The following is a 19,897-nucleotide window of genomic DNA, read 5'->3' as shown; positions in this document are numbered from 1 at the left end:
TCCTGCGGTCTGGCCGACTCTCTCCAGCGGCCTGAACACCAGATTGCCGCCCGCCGCTGCCGTGCCACTAACGTGCGCCTAACGTTTCCGCGCCCGGGCCGTTCCGACCGCCCGAGCTGCCCCGGCCGTGCGCGCCGTCCCGGCCATGCGCGCCGTCCCGGCCGTCCGCGCCGTCCGGCCGTCCGCGCCGTTCCAGGCCAGGCCGTCCCCGGGGCCGGGGGAGCGACGGCCGCAGCTCAGCCGCCGGGGCCGTCGTTCCCCTTGCACGCGTCACCTGTTCCGTTCGTGCTTCCCCTCGCCGCCTTCGCCCCCTTCGCCGCCTTCACCGCGGTCGTCCCGCGCGAACAGCTGCGTCAGCGTGCTGATCGTGTAGACGTCGGTGGCTTCTTCGTCCACCAGATGCATCTCCGCGAGCCGGTCCAGACCGTCCTGGGTGCGCTCCGGGTCGTACCCGGCGAGCGCCGCCGCCAACGAGGCGTTGAGGTGGCCGTCCGCGCTGGTCGCCAGCGCGCTGAGCAGCCGTGCGTCGTCCGCCGACAGCCGGGCGACGGACATCCGCAGCGCCGCCGCGATACCGGTGTCCTCGGCCGACAGCAGCGCCAGCCGCCGCCGTTCGTCGCGCAGCGCCGCCGCCAGCCGGGCCAGCCGCCAGCGCGGCCGGGCGGTGAGCTGGGCGGCCGCGGCCCGCAGCGCCAGCGGCAGACCGTCGCACAGGTCGACCAGTTCCCGCGCGGCGGCCGGGTCCTCGGCGACCCGCTCCGGGCCGAGCATGGCGCCGAGCAGCGCCGCGCCCTCCTCGTGGCCGAGCGTCTGGATGCCGACCGGCCGGGCGCAGTCGGTGGCGACCAGACCGTCGAGGCGGCTGCGGCTCGTGACGACCGTGGCGCAGTGCGGGCCACCGGGCAGCAGCGGCCGTACCTGCGCCGAGCTGCTGGCGTTGTCGAGGACCACCAGCATCCGGCGCTCCGCGACCAGCGACCTGAACAGCGCCGATGCGGCCTGCGCCGAACCGGGTACGCGCTCCAAAGGAGTGCCCAGCGCCAGCAGGAAGTCGCGCAGGATCTCGGCCGGGGGCGCCTCGTCGCCCTCGCCGAAGCCGCGCAGATCGGCGAAGAGCTGCCCGTCGGGGAAGGCCCCGGCGTACAGATGCGCCCACTGCACGGCGCAGGCGGTCTTGCCCACGCCGGCCGGCCCCGCCACCACCGCGAGCGGGCTCTCGCCCGTCGTACGGTCCGTCAGCACCGCGGTGAGTGCGGCCAGCTGGTCCTCCCGGCCCAGGAAGCGGGCGGGCGGACGGGGCAGCAGCCGCGGTGCCGCGCCGCCCCGCCCGGAGCCGGACCCGTCACGCCCGCCGGCCGTGGTGCCGGACTGCGTCCGGCCGGTACCCGGCGCCTGGGGACCGCCGTCCGCCGCACTCCGGTCGGCGACCCCCTGGGCGGGCGCCTGCCCCTCACGGCCAACGGGACGCGCCCCGCCGCCCGTTGTGGAGCGGCCCGCTGCCGGAGCACCGGTACGGCCGCCTCCGGAAGCCTCCCCGGAACCAGCCCCTCCGGACGGCGCCCCGCCCGGCGCGGAGCCCGCGCCGGGTGCCCCGGGCTTCGCCGCGCCCTGCCGGCTCGCGCCGGCCGCCTCCGCGCGCAGAATCTCCTCGTACGCGTTCCGCAGCCGCTCGCCGGGATCGACACCCAGCTCCTCGTTGAGCAGCCGGCGGGTGCGGTGGAACCACTCCAGCGCATCGGACTGCCGCCCCGTATGGAACAGCGCCCGCATCAGCCCGGCGATCAGCCCCTCCCGCAAGGGATGGTTGACGGCGGCGGAGTAGAGGACGGCGGCGGCCTGTTCGTGCTCGCCGAGGGCGCCGTGCGCCCGCCCCAGCGCCTCCACGGCCGTCAGCCGGCGCTCCTCCAGCGCATGCGCGGCGGCCGCGAACGGCGGACTGGTGACCGTGCCGGTCAGCGCGGGGCCGCGCCACAGGCCCAGCGCCTCCCGCAGCAGCGGTACGGCGTCGCCCGGCGCCGCCTCGGGGCGCGCCAGAGCCACCAGTTCACCGAAGCGGTGGGCGTCGATCAACTCCTCCGGCAGGCGCAGCAGATAGGCGGACCCATGGGTGGTCAGCTCGATGCCGTACGCCTCCGCGCCGCCCTCGGCGAGCGTGGCGCGCAGCCGCGAGACATGCCCCTGGACGACGGTGCGGGAGTGTTCGGGGGGCTCGTCCTCCCACAGGGAGTCGATCAACTGCTCCAGCGGGACGGTGGTGTTGGGCTGCAGCAACAGCAGCGCAAGCACACTGCGCCGTTTGGCGGGTCCGAGCGACAGCTCCGCGGAGCCGGTCGTCACGGAGATCGGACCGAGCAGTGAGAATTCCAACTCAGCCCTCCAGGAAGGCCGTCAGGGCGTTCGCCAGCAGATACGGGTCCTCGGAGCCGCACAGTTCACGCGCCGAGTGCATGGACAGGATCGCCACGCCGATGTCGACCGTGGCGATGCCGTGCCGGGCCGCGGTGATCGGCCCGATGGTGGTGCCGCACGGCATCGAGTTGTTGGACACAAAGCTCTGCCACGGCACGCCGGCCCGCTCGCAGGCCGCCGCGAAAACGGCCCGTCCGCTGCCGTCCGTGGCATAGCGCTGGTTGACGTTGACCTTGAGGATCGGCCCGCCGTTGGGCATCGGGTGGTGCCCGGGCTCATGCCGTTCGCTGTAGTTGGGGTGGACGGCGTGCCCGGTGTCGGACGACAGGCAGACGGTGCCGGCGAAGGCCCGCGCCCGGTCCTCGTACGAGCCGCCGCGGGCGAACACCGAGCGCTCCAGGACCGTGCCGAGCAGCGGTCCGTCCGCGCCGGTGTCGGACTGGCTGCCGTTCTCCTCGTGGTCGAAAGCAGCCAGTACCGGAATGCTGGTCAGCGCGCTGCCGGCGGCCGCCGCCGCGGTGAGCGCGGCCGTACCGGCGTGGACCGACAGCAGGTTGTCCATCCGTGGCCCGGCCACCAGCTCGCGGTCGCGGCCCAGGTAGGCGGGCGCCTCGATGCTGTGCACCATCAGGTCCCAGCCCTTGATGTCGTCGGCCGGTATGCCGGTCTCCTCGGCGACGAAGGCGATCAGGTCTCCCTCGGCGACCTCGCCCAGGCCCCAGATCGGCGTCATATGGCGTTGCTTGTCGAGCTTCAGGCCGTCGGCGTTCACCGAGCGGTCGAGGTGCACGGCCAGCTGGGGCACTCTCAGCAGCGCCCGGTCGACGTGGACGAGCCGGTGACTGCCGTCAGCGAGCGTCACCCGCCCGCTCAGCCCCAGGTCGCGGTCGAGCCAGGTGTTGAGCAGCGTGCCGCCGTAGATCTCGACGGCGATCTGCCGCCAGCCGCGCGAGCCGGTGTCCGGAATCGGTTTGACGCGCAAATTGGGAGAGTCTGTGTGAGCACCGACAATACGGTACGAAGTCGAGGGGCTTGCGCCCTCGGGCACGTACCAGGCGATGATCGCGCCGCCGCGCAGCACAAACTTCCCGCCGGTTCCGCCGTCCCATTCGTCGACCTCGGCGACCTGCCGGAACCCGGCCTTTTCCAGCCGCTCCGCCGCATTTGCCACTGCGTGGTAGGGCGACGGACTGGCGGCGAGGAAGGACATCAGGTCGTCGGTGTGGCCGCGATCGAAGCGGACGGAGTTGGTCATGGATTCAGCATAAGGAGCCGGACCCCGCATTCCCCGCGTGCATGCATGGTGACTCCGCTCCCTTCCGGCCAGGATTTCAGTATTCGGGCCCGGAAGCCTCCGGAGCAGGGGATTCCGGGCTCCGGGGCGATGGTCCGGCGCACGCCGCGTACTGCCCGTGCGTACGCCGCGCCTTGCCCGCGCGTCCCGCAGCTGCCCCGGAGGCCCCGGCGGCCGGCCCCGCCGCCTGCCGGACATGACGAAGCCCGCCTCTCCGGGGGAAGAGAGGCGGGCGCCATCAGTCTGGACGGCCCGTCTGAGAGTTTCCTGAGAGACCCGCCGTCGCAGCAGGGCCGCGCAAGGCGCTCCTAGAACGCGGCCTCGTCGAGCTCCATCAGCGACTGGTCGACGGTCTCGGCCAGCCCGCGCTGGACGCCGACGCCCGGCAGGACGTTGTGCGCGAAGAACTTCGCCGCGGCGATCTTGCCGGTGTAGAAGGCCTTGTCCTTCGCCGAGGCCCCGGCCAGCTTCTCTGCGGCCACGGCCGCACCCTTGAGCAGGAGGTAGCCGATGACGACGTCACCGGAGGCCATCAGCACGCGGGTGGTGTTCAGGCCGACCTTGTAGATGGACTTGACGTCCTTCTCGGTGGCCGCGAGGTCGGTCAGCATGGCGCCGACGATCGCCTCCAGGTCGGCGGCCGCCTTGGCCAGCTCGCCGCGGGCCTGCTCCAGCTCCTCGCCGCCGATGTTGTCCGCGAGGAACTTCTTGATCTCGTCGGAGAGGGCGGTGAGCGCCTGGCCCTGGTCGCGGACGATCTTCCGGAAGAAGAAGTCCTGGCCCTGGATCGCGGTGGTGCCCTCGTAGAGGGTGTCGATCTTGGCGTCACGGATGTACTGCTCGATCGGGTACTCCTGCAGGTACCCGGAGCCGCCGAAGGTCTGCAGCGACTGCGCCAGCTGCTCGTAGGACTTCTCCGAACCGTAGCCCTTGACGATCGGCAGCAGCAGGTCGTTGAGGCGGATCGCGGCGCTCGCGTCCTCGCCCGCGGCCTCCTTGACGATGATCTCGTCCTGGACCGTGGCGGTGTAGAGCACCAGGGCGCGCATGCCCTCGGCGTACGCCTTCTGCGTCATCAGCGAGCGGCGCACATCGGGGTGGTGGGTGATCGTGACGCGCGGCGCGGTCTTGTCCGTGAAGGCGGCCAGGTCCGGGCCCTGCACGCGCTCCTTGGCGTACTCCAGCGCGTTGAGGTAGCCGGTGGAGAGGGTGGCGATGGCCTTCGTGCCGACCATCATCCGGGCGAACTCGATGATCTTGAACATCTGGCGGATGCCGTCGTGCTTCTCGCCGAGCAGCCAGCCCTTGGCCGGGTGGTTGGCGCCGAAGGTCATCTCGCAGGTGTTGGAGGCCTTCAGGCCCATCTTGTGCTCGACGTTGGTGGCGTAGGCGCCGTTGCGCTCGCCCAGCTCGCCGGTCTCCCAGTCGAAGTCGTACTTCGGCACGATGAACAGCGACAGGCCCTTGGTGCCCGGACCGGCACCTTCGGGGCGAGCGAGGACGAAGTGCACGATGTTCTCGGACATGTCGTGCTCACCGGAGGTGATGAAGCGCTTGACGCCCTCGATGTGCCAGGTGCCGTCCTCCTGCTGCACGGCCTTGGTGCGGCCGGCGCCGACGTCCGAACCGGCGTCCGGCTCGGTGAGCACCATGGTGGAGCCCCACTGCTTGTCCACCATCAGCTGGGCTATGCGGTGCTGCTCCTCGGTGCCCTCCTCGAAGAGCACACCGGCGAAGGCGGGGCCGGACGCGTACATCCACACGGCCGGGTTGGCGCCCAGGATCGTCTCGGCGAAGCCCCAGAGGAGGGAGCGCGGCGCGGTGGTGCCGCCGAGCTCCTCCGGGATGCCCAGACGCCACCACTCGGCGTCCATGAAGGCCTGGTAGCTCTTCTTGAACGTGTCCGGGACCGGCGCGGTGTTGGTGTCCGGGTCGAAGACCGGCGGGTTGCGGTCGGCGTCGGCGAACGACTCGGCCAGCTCGTTCTCGGACAGCCGGGTGATCTCGGCCAGCACGCTCTTGGCGGTGTCGACATCCATCTCCGCGAACGGTCCGGTGCCGTACACGCTGTCACGGCCGAGCACCTCGAAGAGGTTGAACTCGATGTCGCGGAGATTCGACTTGTAGTGCCCCATGGATACGGCTCCGTAAGGGTTCGGGAGGGAGGACCTCAAACGCAAATACCAGCAAGTAGCAAGTGCCTACGATGATGCTACCCACCGGTAATAAGAATCAACCCCTACCGCCCATCTGTGACGAGCGTCCCCCGGCGAATCGCCGACTCAGTACGCTGTGGCGCATGTACGGCTACGACCAGAACGCGGGTGCCGGGCAGCAGCACTACGGAGCGCCGCCGCCCCCGCCGCAGCAAGCGCCCCAAGGGGGCTACGGCGAGGCGCCGCTGTATCCCGAGCCGTCCCCGCCCTCGCTCGCCGATGCGGTGCGTGCCTTCACCACCGGCTCGATGTCGGCCGAGGACTTCCAGGGCATCTTCTCCACGTCCAAGATCTACTGCCCGCGCGGTGACAACCCCGGCTTCCTGGCGCTGCACAACACCCAGCAGCCGGTGATCCCGATGTTCACCTCCCTCAAGGAGCTGCGGCGGTACGCGGGCAAGGAGTCGAAGTACTTCGTGATCACCGGCGCCGAGGTGCTGGACCTGCTGCCGACCGGCTACGGGTTCGTCCTAGACATGGAGGGTGATCACCGGATGGTCTTCGACGCGAAGGCCGTGGAGCAGATGGTCGACTTCGCGATGCGGCGCATGTACGGCTGACCGCCCCTGCTGCGCTGCGGGTCAAGGGCCGCCGTCGCGGCGGCATCGAGGGCCGGTCCCGGAAGGGGGGCCGGCCCGAAGTGTGTCCGGAGCCGGGGCGAGTCCGTCCGGAGCGCCCCCTTTGACCTGCGCACATGCGGACGGGAATACCGCACGCCTTGCGGGTTGTTCACCATTCAACTAAGTTGGGGGAACGACCGAGGAGGCCGTCATGCCCGCAGTGACCGTAGAGAACCCGCTGACCCTGCCGCGTGTGGCGGCGCCCGTCACGGCGCACGCCCGTCCCGTGCTGGCCGTTGCCACCGCTCCGAGCGGCTTCGAGGGCGAGGGCTTCCCGGTGCGCCGGGCGTTCGCCGGCATCGACTACCAGCACCTCGACCCGTTCATCATGATGGACCAGATGGGCGAGGTGGAGTACGCGCCCGGAGAGGCCAAGGGCACCCCCTGGCACCCGCACCGCGGCTTCGAGACGGTGACCTATCTGCTCGACGGCACCTTCGTGCACCGTGACTCGCACGGGGGCGGCGGCGTCATCAACGACGGCGACACCCAGTGGATGACGGCCGGTTCGGGCCTGCTGCACATCGAGGCGCCGCCGGAGTCGCTGGTCATGTCCGGCGGTCTCTTCCACGGCCTCCAGCTGTGGGTGAACCTGCCGAAGAGCGACAAGATGATGGCCCCTCGCTACCAGGACATCGGCGGCGGCCAGGTCAAGCTGCTGACCTCGGGCGACGGCGGAGCGCTGCTGCGGCTGATCGCCGGTGACCTCGACGGACACGACGGGCCGGGCATCACCCATACGCCGATCACGATGATGCATGTGACGGTGAACCCGGGCGCGGAGCTGACCCTCCCCTGGCGCAAGGACTTCAACGCCCTCGCCTACGCCCTGGCCGGACGCGGCTCGGCCGGTGCGGAGGGGCGCCCGTTCCGTATGGGGCAGTCGGTCGTGTTCGGTGCCGGCGACTCGCTCACGATCCGGGCGGACGAGTCCCAGGAGTCGCGCAGTCCGAACTTCGAGGTGGTGCTGCTCGGTGGGCTGCCGATCCGCGAGCCGATGATGCATTACGGCCCGTTCGTGATGAACACCCACGCCGAACTGGCGCAGGCCTTCGAGGACTTCCAGGCCGGCCGGCTCGGGACGATCCCCGCCGACGGGCACTGACGCCCGGTCGGCAGCAGGGGCGGCGTTTCACGTGAAACGCCGCCCCTGACCCGTTTCGGCGACCGGGTCCGGGCCTGTGGCCGTGGTGGACTGGTGAGGTGCAAAACGACTCGGAGGAAAACGGGCCCGGCGCCGGACGTGAACGGCCACGGTCCTCACCGCCGTTGCTGCCGGTCCAGGCCCGCCGTGCCGCGGCCTGGTGCCTGGTGGCGCTGTTGCTCGCGGCCGTGGCGGCCCTCGTGGTGTGGCTGTGCATCGAACTGAGCGCGGCAGTCACGCCCGTACTGCTGGCGCTGCTCGGCAGCGGGCTGCTCGGACCGCTCCACCGGCGGCTGGTGGCGATGAAGCTCAACCGCTCACTGGCCGCCGGACTGACCTGTGCGGTCCTTTTGGTGGTGGTCGGTGGCGCCGGATACATCGTCGTCAGCGCGCTGGTCGACACCGGTGACCAGATCATCTCCTCGCTCAGGCAAGCCGCCAAGGACCTCTCCCAGCACTTCGGTGCGGCCGGTACCTCGCTCGACGATCTCGCCTCCCGTTCCAAGGAGCTGGTGACCAAGTTCGGCGGCACCGCGGCCTCGGGGCTGCTGACCGGTGTCAGCGCGGTCGGCCAGTTCCTCGCCGCCTCGGTCCTGGCCCTGCTGCTGACCTTCTTCTTCCTGCGGGACGCGGACAAGGCCGTCCGCACCTTGCACCACTGGGCGCCCGGCAGCTCCGCACCGCAACTGGAGAAGATGGCCCGCCGCGGCTTCCAGTCCATCGAAGGCTTTATGCGGGGTACCACCTTCATCGCCCTGATCGACGCCGTCTGCATCACCGTCGGACTGCTGATCCTCCGGGTGCCGGGCGCCGTCGGGCTGGGTGCGCTGGTCTTCGTCGGCGCCTATATCCCCTACCTCGGCGCCTTCATCTCCGGCGCCGTGGCGATCCTGGTGGCGCTGGCCGACCGCGGCTTCGTGATCGCGCTCTGGGCGCTCGGCGTCGTCCTGGCCGTGCAGGTGCTGGAGGGGCATGTACTGCAGCCGATGATCCAGAGCCGGACGGTCAAAATGCATCCGGCGACGGTGCTGCTGGCGATCACCGCGGGCGCCAGCGTCGCCGGGATCCTCGGCATGCTGCTGTCCGTACCGCTGACCGCCGCCGTCACCGGCATCCTCCACGAGCTGCGGGAGCACTACGCCGCGGGACCGGACTCCGCGGGCCCGGACTCAGGTGACACCGGACCCGCCGCGTCCCCCGCGTCCTCGTAGAGCTCGAACCACGTCGACTTGCCGTCCCCGCGCGGGTCCACGCCCCAGGAGCCGGCCAGCAGTTCCAGCAGCATCAGACCGCGCCCCGACGACGCCAGTTCGCCGGGGCTGCGGCGGTGCGGCAGCTCATCGCTGCTGTCGGCGACATCGACGCGGATGCGCCGGGCGCCCCGCTCACCGGTGATCTCGGCGACCAGCAGCGCCTCTCCGTCGGTGTGCAGCAGGACGTTGGTGACCATCTCGGAGACCATCAGCACCGCCGAGTCCACCTGGTCCGGGTCGGCCCAGTCGTGCAGCACGTCACGGACCTGACGGCGCGCCTCGGCTATCCGCTCCGGCTCGGCCTGCGCGACGGAGAGCACCGTGCGCCGTATGGGCTGCGGCGCGAACAGGCCGCCGGTCCCGACCCCGCAGCCGGCGGCTTCGCGGCACAGCAGGAGCACGGCGATGTCGTCCTCGCGGCGGTCCGCCAGCGGCCCGGTGGTGTGGTGCGAGGACGGGCCGTGCACGGCCTGGACCAGGGCGTCGGCCAGCCGCTCCAGGCTCTCGCCGTCCCCGCCGGGCTGATGCGCCTCGATGATGTCGCGCAGCCGCTCCCGGCCGGTCTCCAGATCGTGGCCGCCGGTCTCGATCAGCCCGTCGGTGCACACCATCATGGTCTCGCCGGGCTCCAGGACGAGCCGGGTGGTCGGGTAGTCGGCGTCCGGGACGATGCCCAGCGGCAGCCCGCCCGCGGTGGGCCGGACCAGCACCGTGCCGTCGCTCATCCGGATCGCCGGGTCGGGGTGGCCGGCCCGTGCGATGTCCAGCAGCCCCGTCGCCGGGTCCACCTCGATATAGAGGCAGGTCGCAAAGCGCTGGTCCTCGCCGTGGCCGCGGAGTTCGGTCTCGTTGATCCCGGCCAGGAACCGGGAGGCGCGGGAGAGCACCGCATCGGGGTGGTGGCCCTCGGAGGCGTAGGCCCGCAGTGCGATCCGCAGCTGCCCCATCAGGCCCGCCGCCCGTACGTCGTGCCCCTGGACATCCCCGATGACCAGCGCGATCCGGCCGGACGGCAGCGGGATCATGTCGTACCAGTCGCCGCCGACCGTCAGCCCGCCGCCGGTCGGGACATAGCGGGCCGCGACCGTCATCCCCGGGATGTCCGGCTGCACCGTGGGCATCATGCTGCGCTGCAGCCCCAGTGCCAGCTCCTGCTGCTCCTCCTGCATACCGGCCCTGGCCAGCGCCTGTGCCAGCATCCGGGCGACGGTGGTCAGCACCGAGCGCTCATCGGGCGTGAACGCCACCGGCTGGGCGAACGCCGCCATCCAGGCGCCGATCGTCCGGCCCGCGTTCACCAGCGGCAGGAACGCCCAGGACGTCCGGCGGAAGCGGGCGGCCAGCGGCCAGGTGCCGGGGTAACGGCGGCTGTACTCCTCGGGCGTGGGCAGATAGATGGCCCGGCCGGTACGGATGACCTCGGCGGCCGGATAGTCGGTCTCCAGCGTCATGGCGACGAACGGCCGCTCGTCGTCGCCGTGGTGGCCGTGATGGCCGATGACCGACAGCCGGTCGCCCTCGATACCGAAGACCGCCAGCCCGTCCGGCATGAACCCGGGCATGGACAGTCCGGCCGCGACCCGCAGCACCTCGGCGGTGGACCGCGCCTCGGCCAGCCCCCGGCCCGCGTCCAGCAGGAACGCCTCGCGTGAGCGGCGCCAGTCGCCGGTGATCGGGGTGTGCGCGGCGGAGGTACCGGGCTGCGGCTCGGGCACCTCCTGAAGAGTGCCGACCAGCTCGAAGCCGCCGTCGACGATGCGGGGGCGGGAGCGGGAGCGGACGATGCGCTGCACCCGTCCGCGCTCGTCCACGATGCGCAGCCGGGCCTCGGCGAGCGTCTTCTCGGCGAGCGCGAGCTGCACGATCCCGTTGATCTCGGCGAAGTCGACGGGATGAAAACGGGAGCGCACCGCGGCCTCGGTCAGCTCCACCGGGGCGGCGGGCAGCCCGAGCAGCCGGGCCGCTTCGGAGTCGAGGGTCACCCGTCCCGCCGCGTTGTCCCAGCGCCACAGGCCGGTCGCGATGGCGGCCAGGAGATCCTCGGTGCGCATTGCCTCACTTTATGTGTGTTTAGCGGGACCGGGCCAGCGATCCGGACGTGACCATCGTCCCAATGGAGACACCCCGCTCCGCTGATGCGTATATGTCAACGAAGACGTGCGGGCCGGGACGGTAACCTGGAGCGGTTATGTCAATCCTGGGGTGGCCTTTCGGGTGATCCACGGGGAGAGCGACCGGGCACCCGCGCCCGTACTCCTTTTCCTCTCCCTCTCCCGACAACTCCTCACCTCGACCTCGCGACGACTTGGATGAGCGATGCATCGGTACCGGTCCCATAACTGCGGCGAGCTCCGAGCCGCGGACGTCGACACCGACGTCCGCCTCAGCGGCTGGCTGCACAATCGACGTGACCTGGGCGGCATCCTCTTCATCGATCTGCGTGACCACTACGGTCTCGTTCAGCTCGTCGCCCGCCCCGGCACCCCCGCCAACGAGGCCCTTGGCTCCCTGACCAAGGAGACCGTCGTCCGGATCGACGGCAAGGTCAGCGCGCGCGGCGCCGACAACGTCAACCCCGACCTGCCGACGGGCGAGATCGAGATCGAGGTCTCCGACGTCGAGGTGCTCGGCGCCGCCGACCAGATCCCCTTCACGATCAACGCGGACGACGGCGTCAACGAGGAGCGGCGCCTCGAGTACCGCTTCCTCGACCTGCGCCGCGAGCGGATGCACCGCAACATCATGCTGCGCACCGCCGTCATCTCCGCCATCCGCCACAAGATGGTGGCCCTCGGCTTCAACGAGATGGCGACCCCGATCCTGTCCGCGACCTCCCCCGAGGGTGCCCGCGACTTCCTGGTCCCCTCGCGTCTGCACGCCGGCAAGTTCTATGCGCTGCCGCAGGCCCCGCAGCAGTTCAAGCAGCTGCTGATGATCGCGGGCTTCGACCGCTACTTCCAGATCGCGCCCTGCTTCCGCGACGAGGACGCCCGCGCGGACCGCTCGCCGGGCGAGTTCTACCAGCTCGACATCGAGATGAGCTTCGTCGAACAGGAGGATGTCTTCCGGCCCGTCGAGAAGCTGATGACCGAGCTGTTCACCGAGTTCGGCAACGGCCGTACGGTCACCTCGCCCTTCCCGCGCATCCCGTTCCGCGAGGCGATGCTCAAGTACGGCTCCGACAAGCCGGACCTGCGCGCCGAGCTGGAGCTGGTCGATGTCTCGGACGTCTTCGCGGGCTCCGGCTTCAAGGCCTTCGCCGACAAGCACGTCCGCGCCCTGGCCGTGCCGGACACCGCCGACCAGTCGCGCAAGTTCTTCGACCAGCTGGGTGACTTCGCCGTCCAGCAGGGCGCCAAGGGCCTGGCCTGGGTCCGGGTCGGCGAGGAGAATGCGCTGACCGGCCCGATCGCCAAGTTCCTCACCGAGGACGACGTCAAGGCGCTGGTCGCCGCCCTGGACCTCAAGCCCGGCCACGCGGTCTTCTTCGGCGCCGGCGAGTTCGACGAGGTCTCCAAGATCATGGGTGCGGTCCGCGTCGAGGCCGCCAAGCGCGTCGGCCGCTTCGTCGAGGACGAGTTCCGCTTCTGCTGGATCGTCGACTTCCCGATGTTCGAGAAGGACGAGGACACCGGCAAGATCGAGTTCTCGCACAACCCCTTCTCCATGCCGCAGGGCGGCCTGGAGGCGCTGGAGACCAAGGACCCGCTGGACATCCTGGCCTGGCAGTACGACATCGTCTGCAACGGCACCGAGCTGTCCTCCGGCGCCATCCGTAACCACGAGCCCGAGGTCATGTACAAGGCCTTCGCGATCGCCGGCTACGACAAGGAGACGGTCGAGGCGGAGTTCGGCGGCATGCTCCGTGCCTTCAAGTTCGGCGCCCCGCCGCACGGTGGCATCGCCCCCGGCGTCGACCGCATCGTCATGCTGCTGGCCGACGAGCCCAACATCCGCGAGACCATCGCCTTCCCGCTCAACGGCAACGCCCAGGACCTGCTGATGGGCGCCCCGAGCGAGGTCGACGAGGCGCGCCTCAAGGAGCTGCACCTCTCCCTGCGCAAGCCGCAGGCGAAGTAGGCGGCATCGCCCGGGGCGAGAAGCCCCGGACAGGCTGAGGGGCGGCGTTTCACGTGAAACGCCGCCCCGGCCCGTGTGCGGCCCCCTCGGCCGGGAGCGGCACGCCCCCGCGGACGGCTCCGGATCCGGCCGAGTGCCCCGACCGCCCCATCCGTGTGGCAGGGCCCCGGCAGGGCACGCACTGTGGTGCCCATGCAGCAAGCAAGTCTCCTCACCGCCAGGTCCGCCCTGGGGCCGCCGGCTCGGGTGACCCGCCCCGTCCCGGCAGGCGACCTGCGGTGGCTCACCGCCGTGGCCGTCGTCTTCACCGCCTGCCTGCTCGCCTCCGCCGTCGCCGCGCCCGGCCTGGGGTGGGACGAGACGGTGTACGTCAGCCAGGTCGACCCTCATGCGCCGGCCGCGTTCTTCAGCGCCCCGCGCGCTCGCGGTGTCACCTTCCTGCTCGCCCCGGTGGCGGCCGTGACGACCTCGGCGACCGTGCTGCACTGCTACCTCGCGGTGCTCTCCGGCGCCGCGCTTCTGCTCACCCTGTGCACCTGGCGCCGGGTGCTGCCCGCCCCCGTACCGGCCCTGGGCGGCGCGCTGTTCGCCGGGCTGTGGGTCACGCTCTTCTACGGCGGGCAGGCGATGCCCAACCTGTGGGTCGGCTACGCCGCGCTCGCCGCCACCGGCTGCTTCCTGCGGGCCGTACGGCAGCAGCCCCGCCAACTGGCCCCGCGCCGCGACTGGCGTGCCGCGGCCGGCCTCGCCGCCGCGGTCGCCGTGGCCGCGCTGATGCGTCCCACCGACGCCATCTGGCTGGCCGTGCCGCTCTGCGCCGCCGCGCTGTGCGTCCCGTCCTGGCGGCGCCCCGCGGTGCTGCTCGCGCTGCCGGCCGGCCTGGCGCTGGGGTGTGCCCCCTGGGTCGTGGAGGCGTATCTGTCTTACGGCGGGCTCCTGGCGCGGCTGCACAGGGCCGCGCAGATTCAGGGTGGTCTCGGCTGGCATCTGACCTTCGACGACCACGCACGGGCACTCCAGGGCAAGACCCTGTGCCGCCCCTGCCATCTGAGCTGGGAACACCCGGTGACGGCGGTGTGGTGGCTGGTGCTGCCCCTGGCGGTCGCCGGAGCGGTGTGGGCGGCGCTGCGTGCCCGCGAGCCGCGTGGCGGGCTGCACGGGTACGGGCCGGCGGAGCGCAGCGGGGCCCGGCACCCCCTCGGGCTGGCCCCCATCCGGCCCGGTAGCTTCGGCCCGGATCCGGCGGACGACCCCACCCCCGGCGGCGGGCGGCACGGCCGCGGTCCCGCGTGGCCGCTGGTGCGCCTGAGCGACCCCCGCGGCCCGCTGCACCGGTACGGCCCGGCTCCCGTCGTCCTCCCGGCCCTGGCCGGCTTCTGCCTGGCCGCCCCCTACCTCCTGACGGTGGACTACGCGGCGCCCCGCTTCCTGCTGCCCGCCTACGCCCTGCTGATGATGCCGGCCGCCTGGTTCCTGTACTGGCTGACCCTCCTGCCGCGCCGCCGGCACGCCTGGGCGGTGGCCGTCCTCGTCCTTGTGCTGCTGAGCCACGAGGTCATCCAACTGACGGTCTGGCACACGATGGTGCGGAGCACCGCACGGGCACAGGCAGGTGTCGAGCGGATCGCCACGGCGCTGCGGGCGGCCGGCGTACGGCCGCCGTGTGTGGTGAGCGGCGAGGAGGCGGTACGGGTGGCGTACCGGGCGGGCTGTGCGTCCCGCCAGCCCCGCGGCCATGACGCCAGCATCACCCCCGCGGGCCTGGCCCGGCTGGGTGCGCGCCGTCCGGTCGCCGTCGTGGTGGCAGGCGGTCAGCGGCCGCCGGCCTACGCCCGTGGCTGGCGGCGGGTCACCCTGCCGCCGGTGCCGGCCTTCGGGCGGCCGGCCGCTTATGTGTCCTCGCCGCGCAAGCGCTGAGCGACGTCCTGCCGGGGACCGGAAGGCCTCCGGACGCAGTGCGCCCGTCCGACCCAGGGGGCGGACGGGCGCGAGTGCGGTGCTGAGAGGTCCGGGCGCGAACACGCCCGCGCCCGAACCGGCTTACCGCCCCGGGGCGCCGGCCGGAACCGGCGCGCACGGGCGGACGTGGCTTACTGCTCCGCGCCGCCGAAGCGCTCGCGGTAGGACTCCAGATCGTCCTCGGTGATCTTCGCGAAGAGCACCGGCGGCACCGTGAAGGGCGTCCCGGCGGGCACCGAGGCCAGTGCCTGCGCCTCCTTGGGAGAGACCCACACCGCGGTGTCGTTCTCCAGGGCGAAAGCCCCCCGCATCGCCTTGGCCGACGACGGGATGAACGGCTCGGAGACGATCGCGTAGAGGTGGATGAGGTTCATCGCCGTCCGCAGCGTCAGCGCCGCCGCGTCCTTGTCGGTCTTGATCTCCAGCCACGGGGCCTTCTCCTCCAGGTAGGAGTTGCCCGCGCTCCACAGGGCGCGCAGCGAGGCCGCGGCCTTACGGAACTGCAGGGCCTCCATGTGGCCCTCGTACTCCGCCAGCAGCCCGGCGATCTCCTCGCCGAGCTTCTGCTCCGCGGCCCCGGCCTCGGCGCCCGCGGGCACCTCGTCACCGAAGCGCTTGCGGGAGAACGACAGCACCCGGTTGACGAAGTTGCCGAGGGTGTCCGCCAGGTCCTTGTTGACCGACGCCGAGAACAGCTCCCAGGTGAAGGAGGTGTCGTCCGACTCCGGGGCGTTGGCGATCAGGAAGTAGCGCCAGTAGTCGGCGGGCAGCAGCTCCAGCGCCGCGTCCGTGAAGATGCCGCGCCGCTGGGAGGTGGAGAACTTCCCGCCGTAGTAGTTGAGCCAGTTGAAGGCCTTGAGGAAGTCGACCTTCTTCCACGGCTCGCGGGTGCCCAGCTGCGTCGCCGGGAACATCACGGAGTGGAACGGCACATTGTCCTTCGCCATGAACTCCGTGTACCGGACGTCATCGGCCTCGTACCACCACGACTTCCAGTCGCGGCTGCCGTCGGAGACGGCGTCCGCCCACTCCTTGGTCGACCCGATGTACTCGATCGGGGCGTCGAACCAGACGTAGAAGACCTTGCCCTCGGCCGCCAGCTCCGGCCACACATCGGCCGGCACAGGAACGCCCCAGTCCAGGTCACGGGTGATCGCCCGGTCCTGGAGGCCTTCGGTCAGCCACTTGTGCGCGATGGACGAGGCCAGCGTCGGCCAGTCCTTGCTGCCGTTGCCGTCCAGCCAGCCCTCGACCTCGTGCTGCAGCTTCGACTGAAGCAGGAAGAGGTGCTTGGTCTCGCGCACCTCCAGCTCACCGCTGCCGCTGATCGCCGACCGGGCGTCGATCAGATCGGTCGGGTCGAGCACCCGGGTGCAGTTCTCGCACTGGTCGCCGCGCGCCTTGTCGTAGCCGCAGTGCGGACACGTACCGACGATGTAGCGGTCGGGCAGGAAGCGGTCGTCGGCGATCGAGAAGACCTGGCGGATCGCCCGCTCCTCGATGAAGCCGTTCTCGTGGAGCTTGCGCGCGAAGTGCTGCGTCAGCTCCACGTTCTCCCGCGACGAGCTCCGGCCGAAGTAGTCGAATTCGAGGCCGAAGCCCTCGTAGATCGCCTTCTGCTTGTCGTGCTGCTCCGCGCAGAACGCGTCGACCGACTGGCCCGCGTCCTTCGCCGCCAGCTCGGCGGGGGTCCCGTGCTCGTCCGTCGCGCAGATGTAGAGCACGTCGTGCCCGCGCTGCCGCATATACCGCGCATACACATCGGCCGGGAGCATGGACCCCACCATGTTGCCCAGGTGCTTGATCCCGTTGATATACGGAAGGGCGCTGGTGATGAGGTGTCGAGCCATTGCCGGCTGCTCCCAAGTCGCTACGGTGAGTGAGGATTTGCTTTACGGAACGTCAATATCGTACTGGACGGGGTGGGGGTGCCCGCGCGGCCTTTCCCGGGGCGACCGGCCCGCCCGTTCCGCCCTCTCACGCCGCCGCGTCCGCCGGCCTCGTGCGGTCCTCCGCCGGGATCCGGCCCTGCCTCGCGGGCCGGCCGTTGACCAGCAGCCCGGCGACCAGCGCGGCCAGCAGCATGATCGCTGAACCCGCGCCGATGGCCACGGTGAACCCGTGCACCACTCCGCTCTTGACGATCCCCTCCCGCACCGCCGGGGTGAGGCCGAGCGCCCCGCTGCTGCGGGCCGCGGCCGCCAGGTGGTCCGCGATGTACGCCGCACTCGTCGAGGTCGCGATCGTGTTCAGCAGCGCCGTACCGATCGAACCGCCCACCTGCTGCGCCGTGTTGACCGTCGCGGACGTGACACCGGAGTCGTGCGCGGCCACCCCGGACGTGGCCGTCGCCATCACCGGCATGAAGGTCAGGCCCATGCCGAGGCCGACGAGCAGCATGGCCGGAAGTACATGGGAGACATACGCGGGCTCGGCCGTCAGGAAGGTCAGGGTGAAGAGCCCCGCGGAGGCGAGGAGGGCGCCGGGGACCATCAGGAACCGGGGCGGGATCCGGTGCAGCAGCCTCGCCGAGATCTGCGTCGACCCGACGACGATCGCCGCCACCATCGGCAGGAAGGCCACCCCGGTCCTGACCGGTGAATACCCGAGCACGGTCTGCAGGTAATAGGTCATGAACAGGAACATTCCGAACAGCCCGATGACCGCCAGCGCCATGGTAAGGAAGGCGCCGCCACGATTCCGGTTGCGGACGATGTGCAACGGCAGCAGGGGGTGGCGCGCCCTCGTCTGCCACCACGCGAAGACGCCCAGCAGCACCACGCCCCCCAGCAGCAGCCCGAGGACCAGCCCGTCCCCCCAGCCCCGCGGCTCCGCTTCGCTGCACCCGTAGACGATCGCGACCAGACCGCCGCAGCCCAGCACCACACCCGGAACGTCCAGGGAAACGCGCCCCCGCTCGGGGCGGTCGCGCAGGAAGACGGCGGCGCCGGTGAGGGCGATCACGGCGATCGGGATGTTCACGTACAGGCACCAGCGCCAGTTCAGATACTCGGTCAGCAGCCCGCCGGCGATCAGCCCGATGGCCGCGCCCCCGCCCGCGATCGCCCCGTAGATGCCGAAGGCCTTGCTGCGTTCCTTCCCGATGGTGAAGGTGGTGGTCAGCAACGACAGTGCGGAGGGGGCCAGCAGCGCCGCGAAGGCGCCCTGCAGTGCCCGCGCCCCGAACAACAGCCCGGATCCGGTGGCCGCGCCGCCCAGCCCGGACGCGACGGCGAAGCCGACCAGCCCGATCATGAAGGTCCGCTTCCGCCCCACCAGGTCGGCGACCCGCCCGCCGAGCAGCAGCAGCCCGCCGAAGGCGAGCGTGTACGCGGTGATCACCCACTGGCGGTTCGCGTCCGACATCCCCAGGTCCCGCTGAGCCGACGGCAGCGCGATATTCACGATGGTCGCGTCCAGCACCACCATCAACTGGGCAATCGCGATCACCACCAGCGCCCACCAGCGCCGTGGATCGGGCTCGGCCGCGGTGGCCCAGGAGGGAATGCTGGGCCTGCGCGGCGCCGGAGGCGGGTCGCCGCCCCCCTCTCGGCTCGCCTCACCCATCACGACCCACCTCGCTCGCTGGTACGGCCGCCCCGGCACGCCCCGCCGGCCGGCACCTGAGCGGCAGGGTGAGAGCAGGGCATTTCCCCCATTCAGCGTAGGCAGTGGGGCGGGACGGCGCCTGCTGTGCCGGGGTGGGGCGAGGCGGGGCGAGCGGCGGCCGCACCGCTCGCCCTGACCGGCGTGCCCGGCGTGCCCGGCGTGCCGTGGCGTACCCGGGTGCCTCGTCCAGGGGCCCGCCGGCCTCAGTCCATGGGTTTCCGGACCTCGGTGCGGATCTTGGCCGTCTCGTCGGCGAGGGCCTGGAGGTCGATGGACTGCGGGTCCTGCGCCAGGTCCGCGCCGTCGGCCTTGGCGACGCTCGCGTTCGTCCGGGAATCGGCCCAGACGCAATACGACAGGGTGATCTTCTGTCCCGACTCCCGGCGCACATCCACACCGCAGGTCAGCGGGTCTCCGCCGCCGCTCGGGGTGATTTTCCGGTCCGACACCGCGACGTCCGTGTTTCCGTCACCCGTCATTCCCCGCAAGGTGTGATCGACCGCTGTCTCCGGGTCGTCGATGGTGCCGTAAATACCCATCATCACCAGCGACGTGGTGCCGTTCGCGTACTGCCCGCCCGCGGTCTTCAGCCCGTGCGCGTAGGCCCCGTCGTGCGGCACCGACGCATCGGCCTGCTGGGAGACGTCCTTGACGAGCTTGTACTTCCCGGCGGCCAGCGTCTGCGGAACCGTGATCCGGTACTTGGGGCCTGCGTCGTCGCCACCGGAGCCGCCACCGGAGCTCTGGCCGCCGTGCAGTACCGCGGAGGCGACCATCCCCAGGAGCGCCAGGCCGCCGAACGTCGCGCCGGCGATCGCCCATTTCTGCCCGGCGCTTTTCCTGGGCGGGAAGGGCGGCGGCATCCCCGGCCCGCCGTGCCCGTAGGGGGCCTGCTGCGGGGCGCCGTAGGGGGCTTGCTGTCCGTAGGGCGCCGGCTGGCCATACGGTCCTTGCTGTCCGTACGGGCCCGGCGGCGGGGCCGCGGGTGTCCAGCCACCCGGAGCCGGCTGCTGGGGACCGGCGGGCTGCTGGGGGCCGCCCGGCTGTCCGGGTGGCGGCGCGCCGGGCGGGAAACCGTGTCCGGGCGCATTCCCGAACCCCGGCTGGGGCTGCTGCGGCGTATTCATTTATTCCCCCTCGTTCCGGATTGACGGACTCGTTCAGCCTTTTCGGGCTTGTTCACCATTCATGGATGAACGCTTTCCCGTGTCGTATTCCGTCCGTCATATTCGTCATGGCGGGTGTCGTGGCGCGGCACCCTGGAGTATTCGCGGTCGGTGATTTCGGGGAACACTCTGTCATACGGGATCGGT

Annotated in this window: 12 protein-coding genes; 5 read left to right on the top strand and 7 right to left on the bottom strand. The window is 71.2% G+C overall.

All coding sequences use genetic code 11. The features are described from left to right. Nucleotides 1-270: 270 nt before the first annotated feature. From CFW40_RS17260 to CFW40_RS17250, 3 genes are all read right to left on the bottom strand, one after another. Nucleotides 271-2,367: a BTAD domain-containing putative transcriptional regulator gene (locus tag CFW40_RS17260; protein WP_088798742.1), complete on the bottom strand. Its 2,097-nt coding sequence runs from the start codon at nucleotides 2,365-2,367 to the stop codon at nucleotides 271-273. A 1-nt stretch (nucleotide 2,368) separates the two neighbouring features. Further along, nucleotides 2,369-3,664: a M18 family aminopeptidase gene (locus tag CFW40_RS17255; RefSeq protein ID WP_088798741.1), complete on the bottom strand. Its 1,296-nt coding sequence runs from the start codon at nucleotides 3,662-3,664 to the stop codon at nucleotides 2,369-2,371. A gap of 347 nt (nucleotides 3,665-4,011) precedes the next feature. Beyond that, nucleotides 4,012-5,838 (bottom strand): acyl-CoA dehydrogenase, encoded by a 1,827-nt coding sequence (locus CFW40_RS17250; protein ID WP_088798740.1) that lies wholly within the window; start codon nucleotides 5,836-5,838, stop codon nucleotides 4,012-4,014. Between the two features lie 164 nt (nucleotides 5,839-6,002). Here CFW40_RS17250 and CFW40_RS17245 point away from each other — a divergent pair, with 164 nt between their 5' ends. The 3 genes from CFW40_RS17245 (at nucleotide 6,003) to CFW40_RS17235 (ending at nucleotide 8,894) form a co-directional block, all read left to right on the top strand. Further along, nucleotides 6,003-6,479: an SseB family protein gene (locus tag CFW40_RS17245; protein WP_088798739.1), complete on the top strand. Its 477-nt coding sequence runs from the start codon at nucleotides 6,003-6,005 to the stop codon at nucleotides 6,477-6,479. Nucleotides 6,480-6,690: 211 nt separating this feature from the next. Beyond that, on the top strand, nucleotides 6,691-7,644 hold the full coding sequence (locus CFW40_RS17240) for a pirin family protein (protein WP_088798738.1): 954 nt from the start codon (nucleotides 6,691-6,693) through the stop codon (nucleotides 7,642-7,644). Between the two features lie 98 nt (nucleotides 7,645-7,742). After that, complete coding sequence (locus CFW40_RS17235; protein ID WP_088798737.1) at nucleotides 7,743-8,894, top strand: AI-2E family transporter; 1,152 nt, start codon at nucleotides 7,743-7,745, stop codon at nucleotides 8,892-8,894. Here CFW40_RS17235 and CFW40_RS17230 read toward each other — a convergent pair. Beyond that, nucleotides 8,819-10,987, bottom strand: a complete 2,169-nt coding sequence (locus tag CFW40_RS17230; RefSeq protein ID WP_088798736.1) for a SpoIIE family protein phosphatase — start codon at nucleotides 10,985-10,987, stop codon at nucleotides 8,819-8,821. The two genes, CFW40_RS17235 and CFW40_RS17230, sit on opposite strands and share 76 nt — an antisense overlap. Nucleotides 10,988-11,252: 265 nt before the next feature. On the opposite strand from CFW40_RS17230, the gene aspS reads away from it, so the two are divergent. Both aspS and CFW40_RS17220 read left to right on the top strand, forming a co-directional pair. After that, nucleotides 11,253-13,016 carry an aspartate--tRNA ligase gene (aspS, locus tag CFW40_RS17225; RefSeq protein WP_088798735.1) on the top strand — a complete coding sequence of 588 codons (1,764 nt, stop codon included), beginning with the start codon at nucleotides 11,253-11,255 and terminating at the stop codon, nucleotides 13,014-13,016. A 192-nt stretch (nucleotides 13,017-13,208) separates the two neighbouring features. Continuing rightward, nucleotides 13,209-14,933, top strand: coding sequence for a hypothetical protein (locus tag CFW40_RS17220; RefSeq protein ID WP_143034555.1), 1,725 nt, complete (start codon nucleotides 13,209-13,211; stop codon nucleotides 14,931-14,933). A gap of 173 nt (nucleotides 14,934-15,106) precedes the next feature. Here CFW40_RS17220 and metG read toward each other — a convergent pair whose 3' ends face one another. The 3 genes from metG to CFW40_RS17205 all read right to left on the bottom strand — a co-directional run bounded on the left by metG (nucleotide 15,107) and on the right by CFW40_RS17205 (nucleotide 19,711). After that, complete coding sequence (gene metG / locus CFW40_RS17215) at nucleotides 15,107-16,825, bottom strand: methionine--tRNA ligase (protein WP_088798733.1); 1,719 nt, start codon at nucleotides 16,823-16,825, stop codon at nucleotides 15,107-15,109. Nucleotides 16,826-16,952: 127 nt separating this feature from the next. Beyond that, nucleotides 16,953-18,542: an MFS transporter gene (locus tag CFW40_RS17210; protein ID WP_256331425.1), complete on the bottom strand. Its 1,590-nt coding sequence runs from the start codon at nucleotides 18,540-18,542 to the stop codon at nucleotides 16,953-16,955. A gap of 245 nt (nucleotides 18,543-18,787) precedes the next feature. After that, nucleotides 18,788-19,711 carry a hypothetical protein gene (locus tag CFW40_RS17205; RefSeq protein WP_143034556.1) on the bottom strand — a complete coding sequence of 308 codons (924 nt, stop codon included), beginning with the start codon at nucleotides 19,709-19,711 and terminating at the stop codon, nucleotides 18,788-18,790. Nucleotides 19,712-19,897: the final 186 nt, after the last annotated feature.

Origin of the sequence: Streptomyces sp. 2114.4, from assembly GCF_900187385.1 — a bacterium.
Taxonomy (GTDB): Bacteria; Actinomycetota; Actinomycetes; order Streptomycetales; family Streptomycetaceae; genus Streptomyces; species Streptomyces mooreae.
This window is presented reverse-complemented; position numbering and strand designations above follow the sequence as displayed.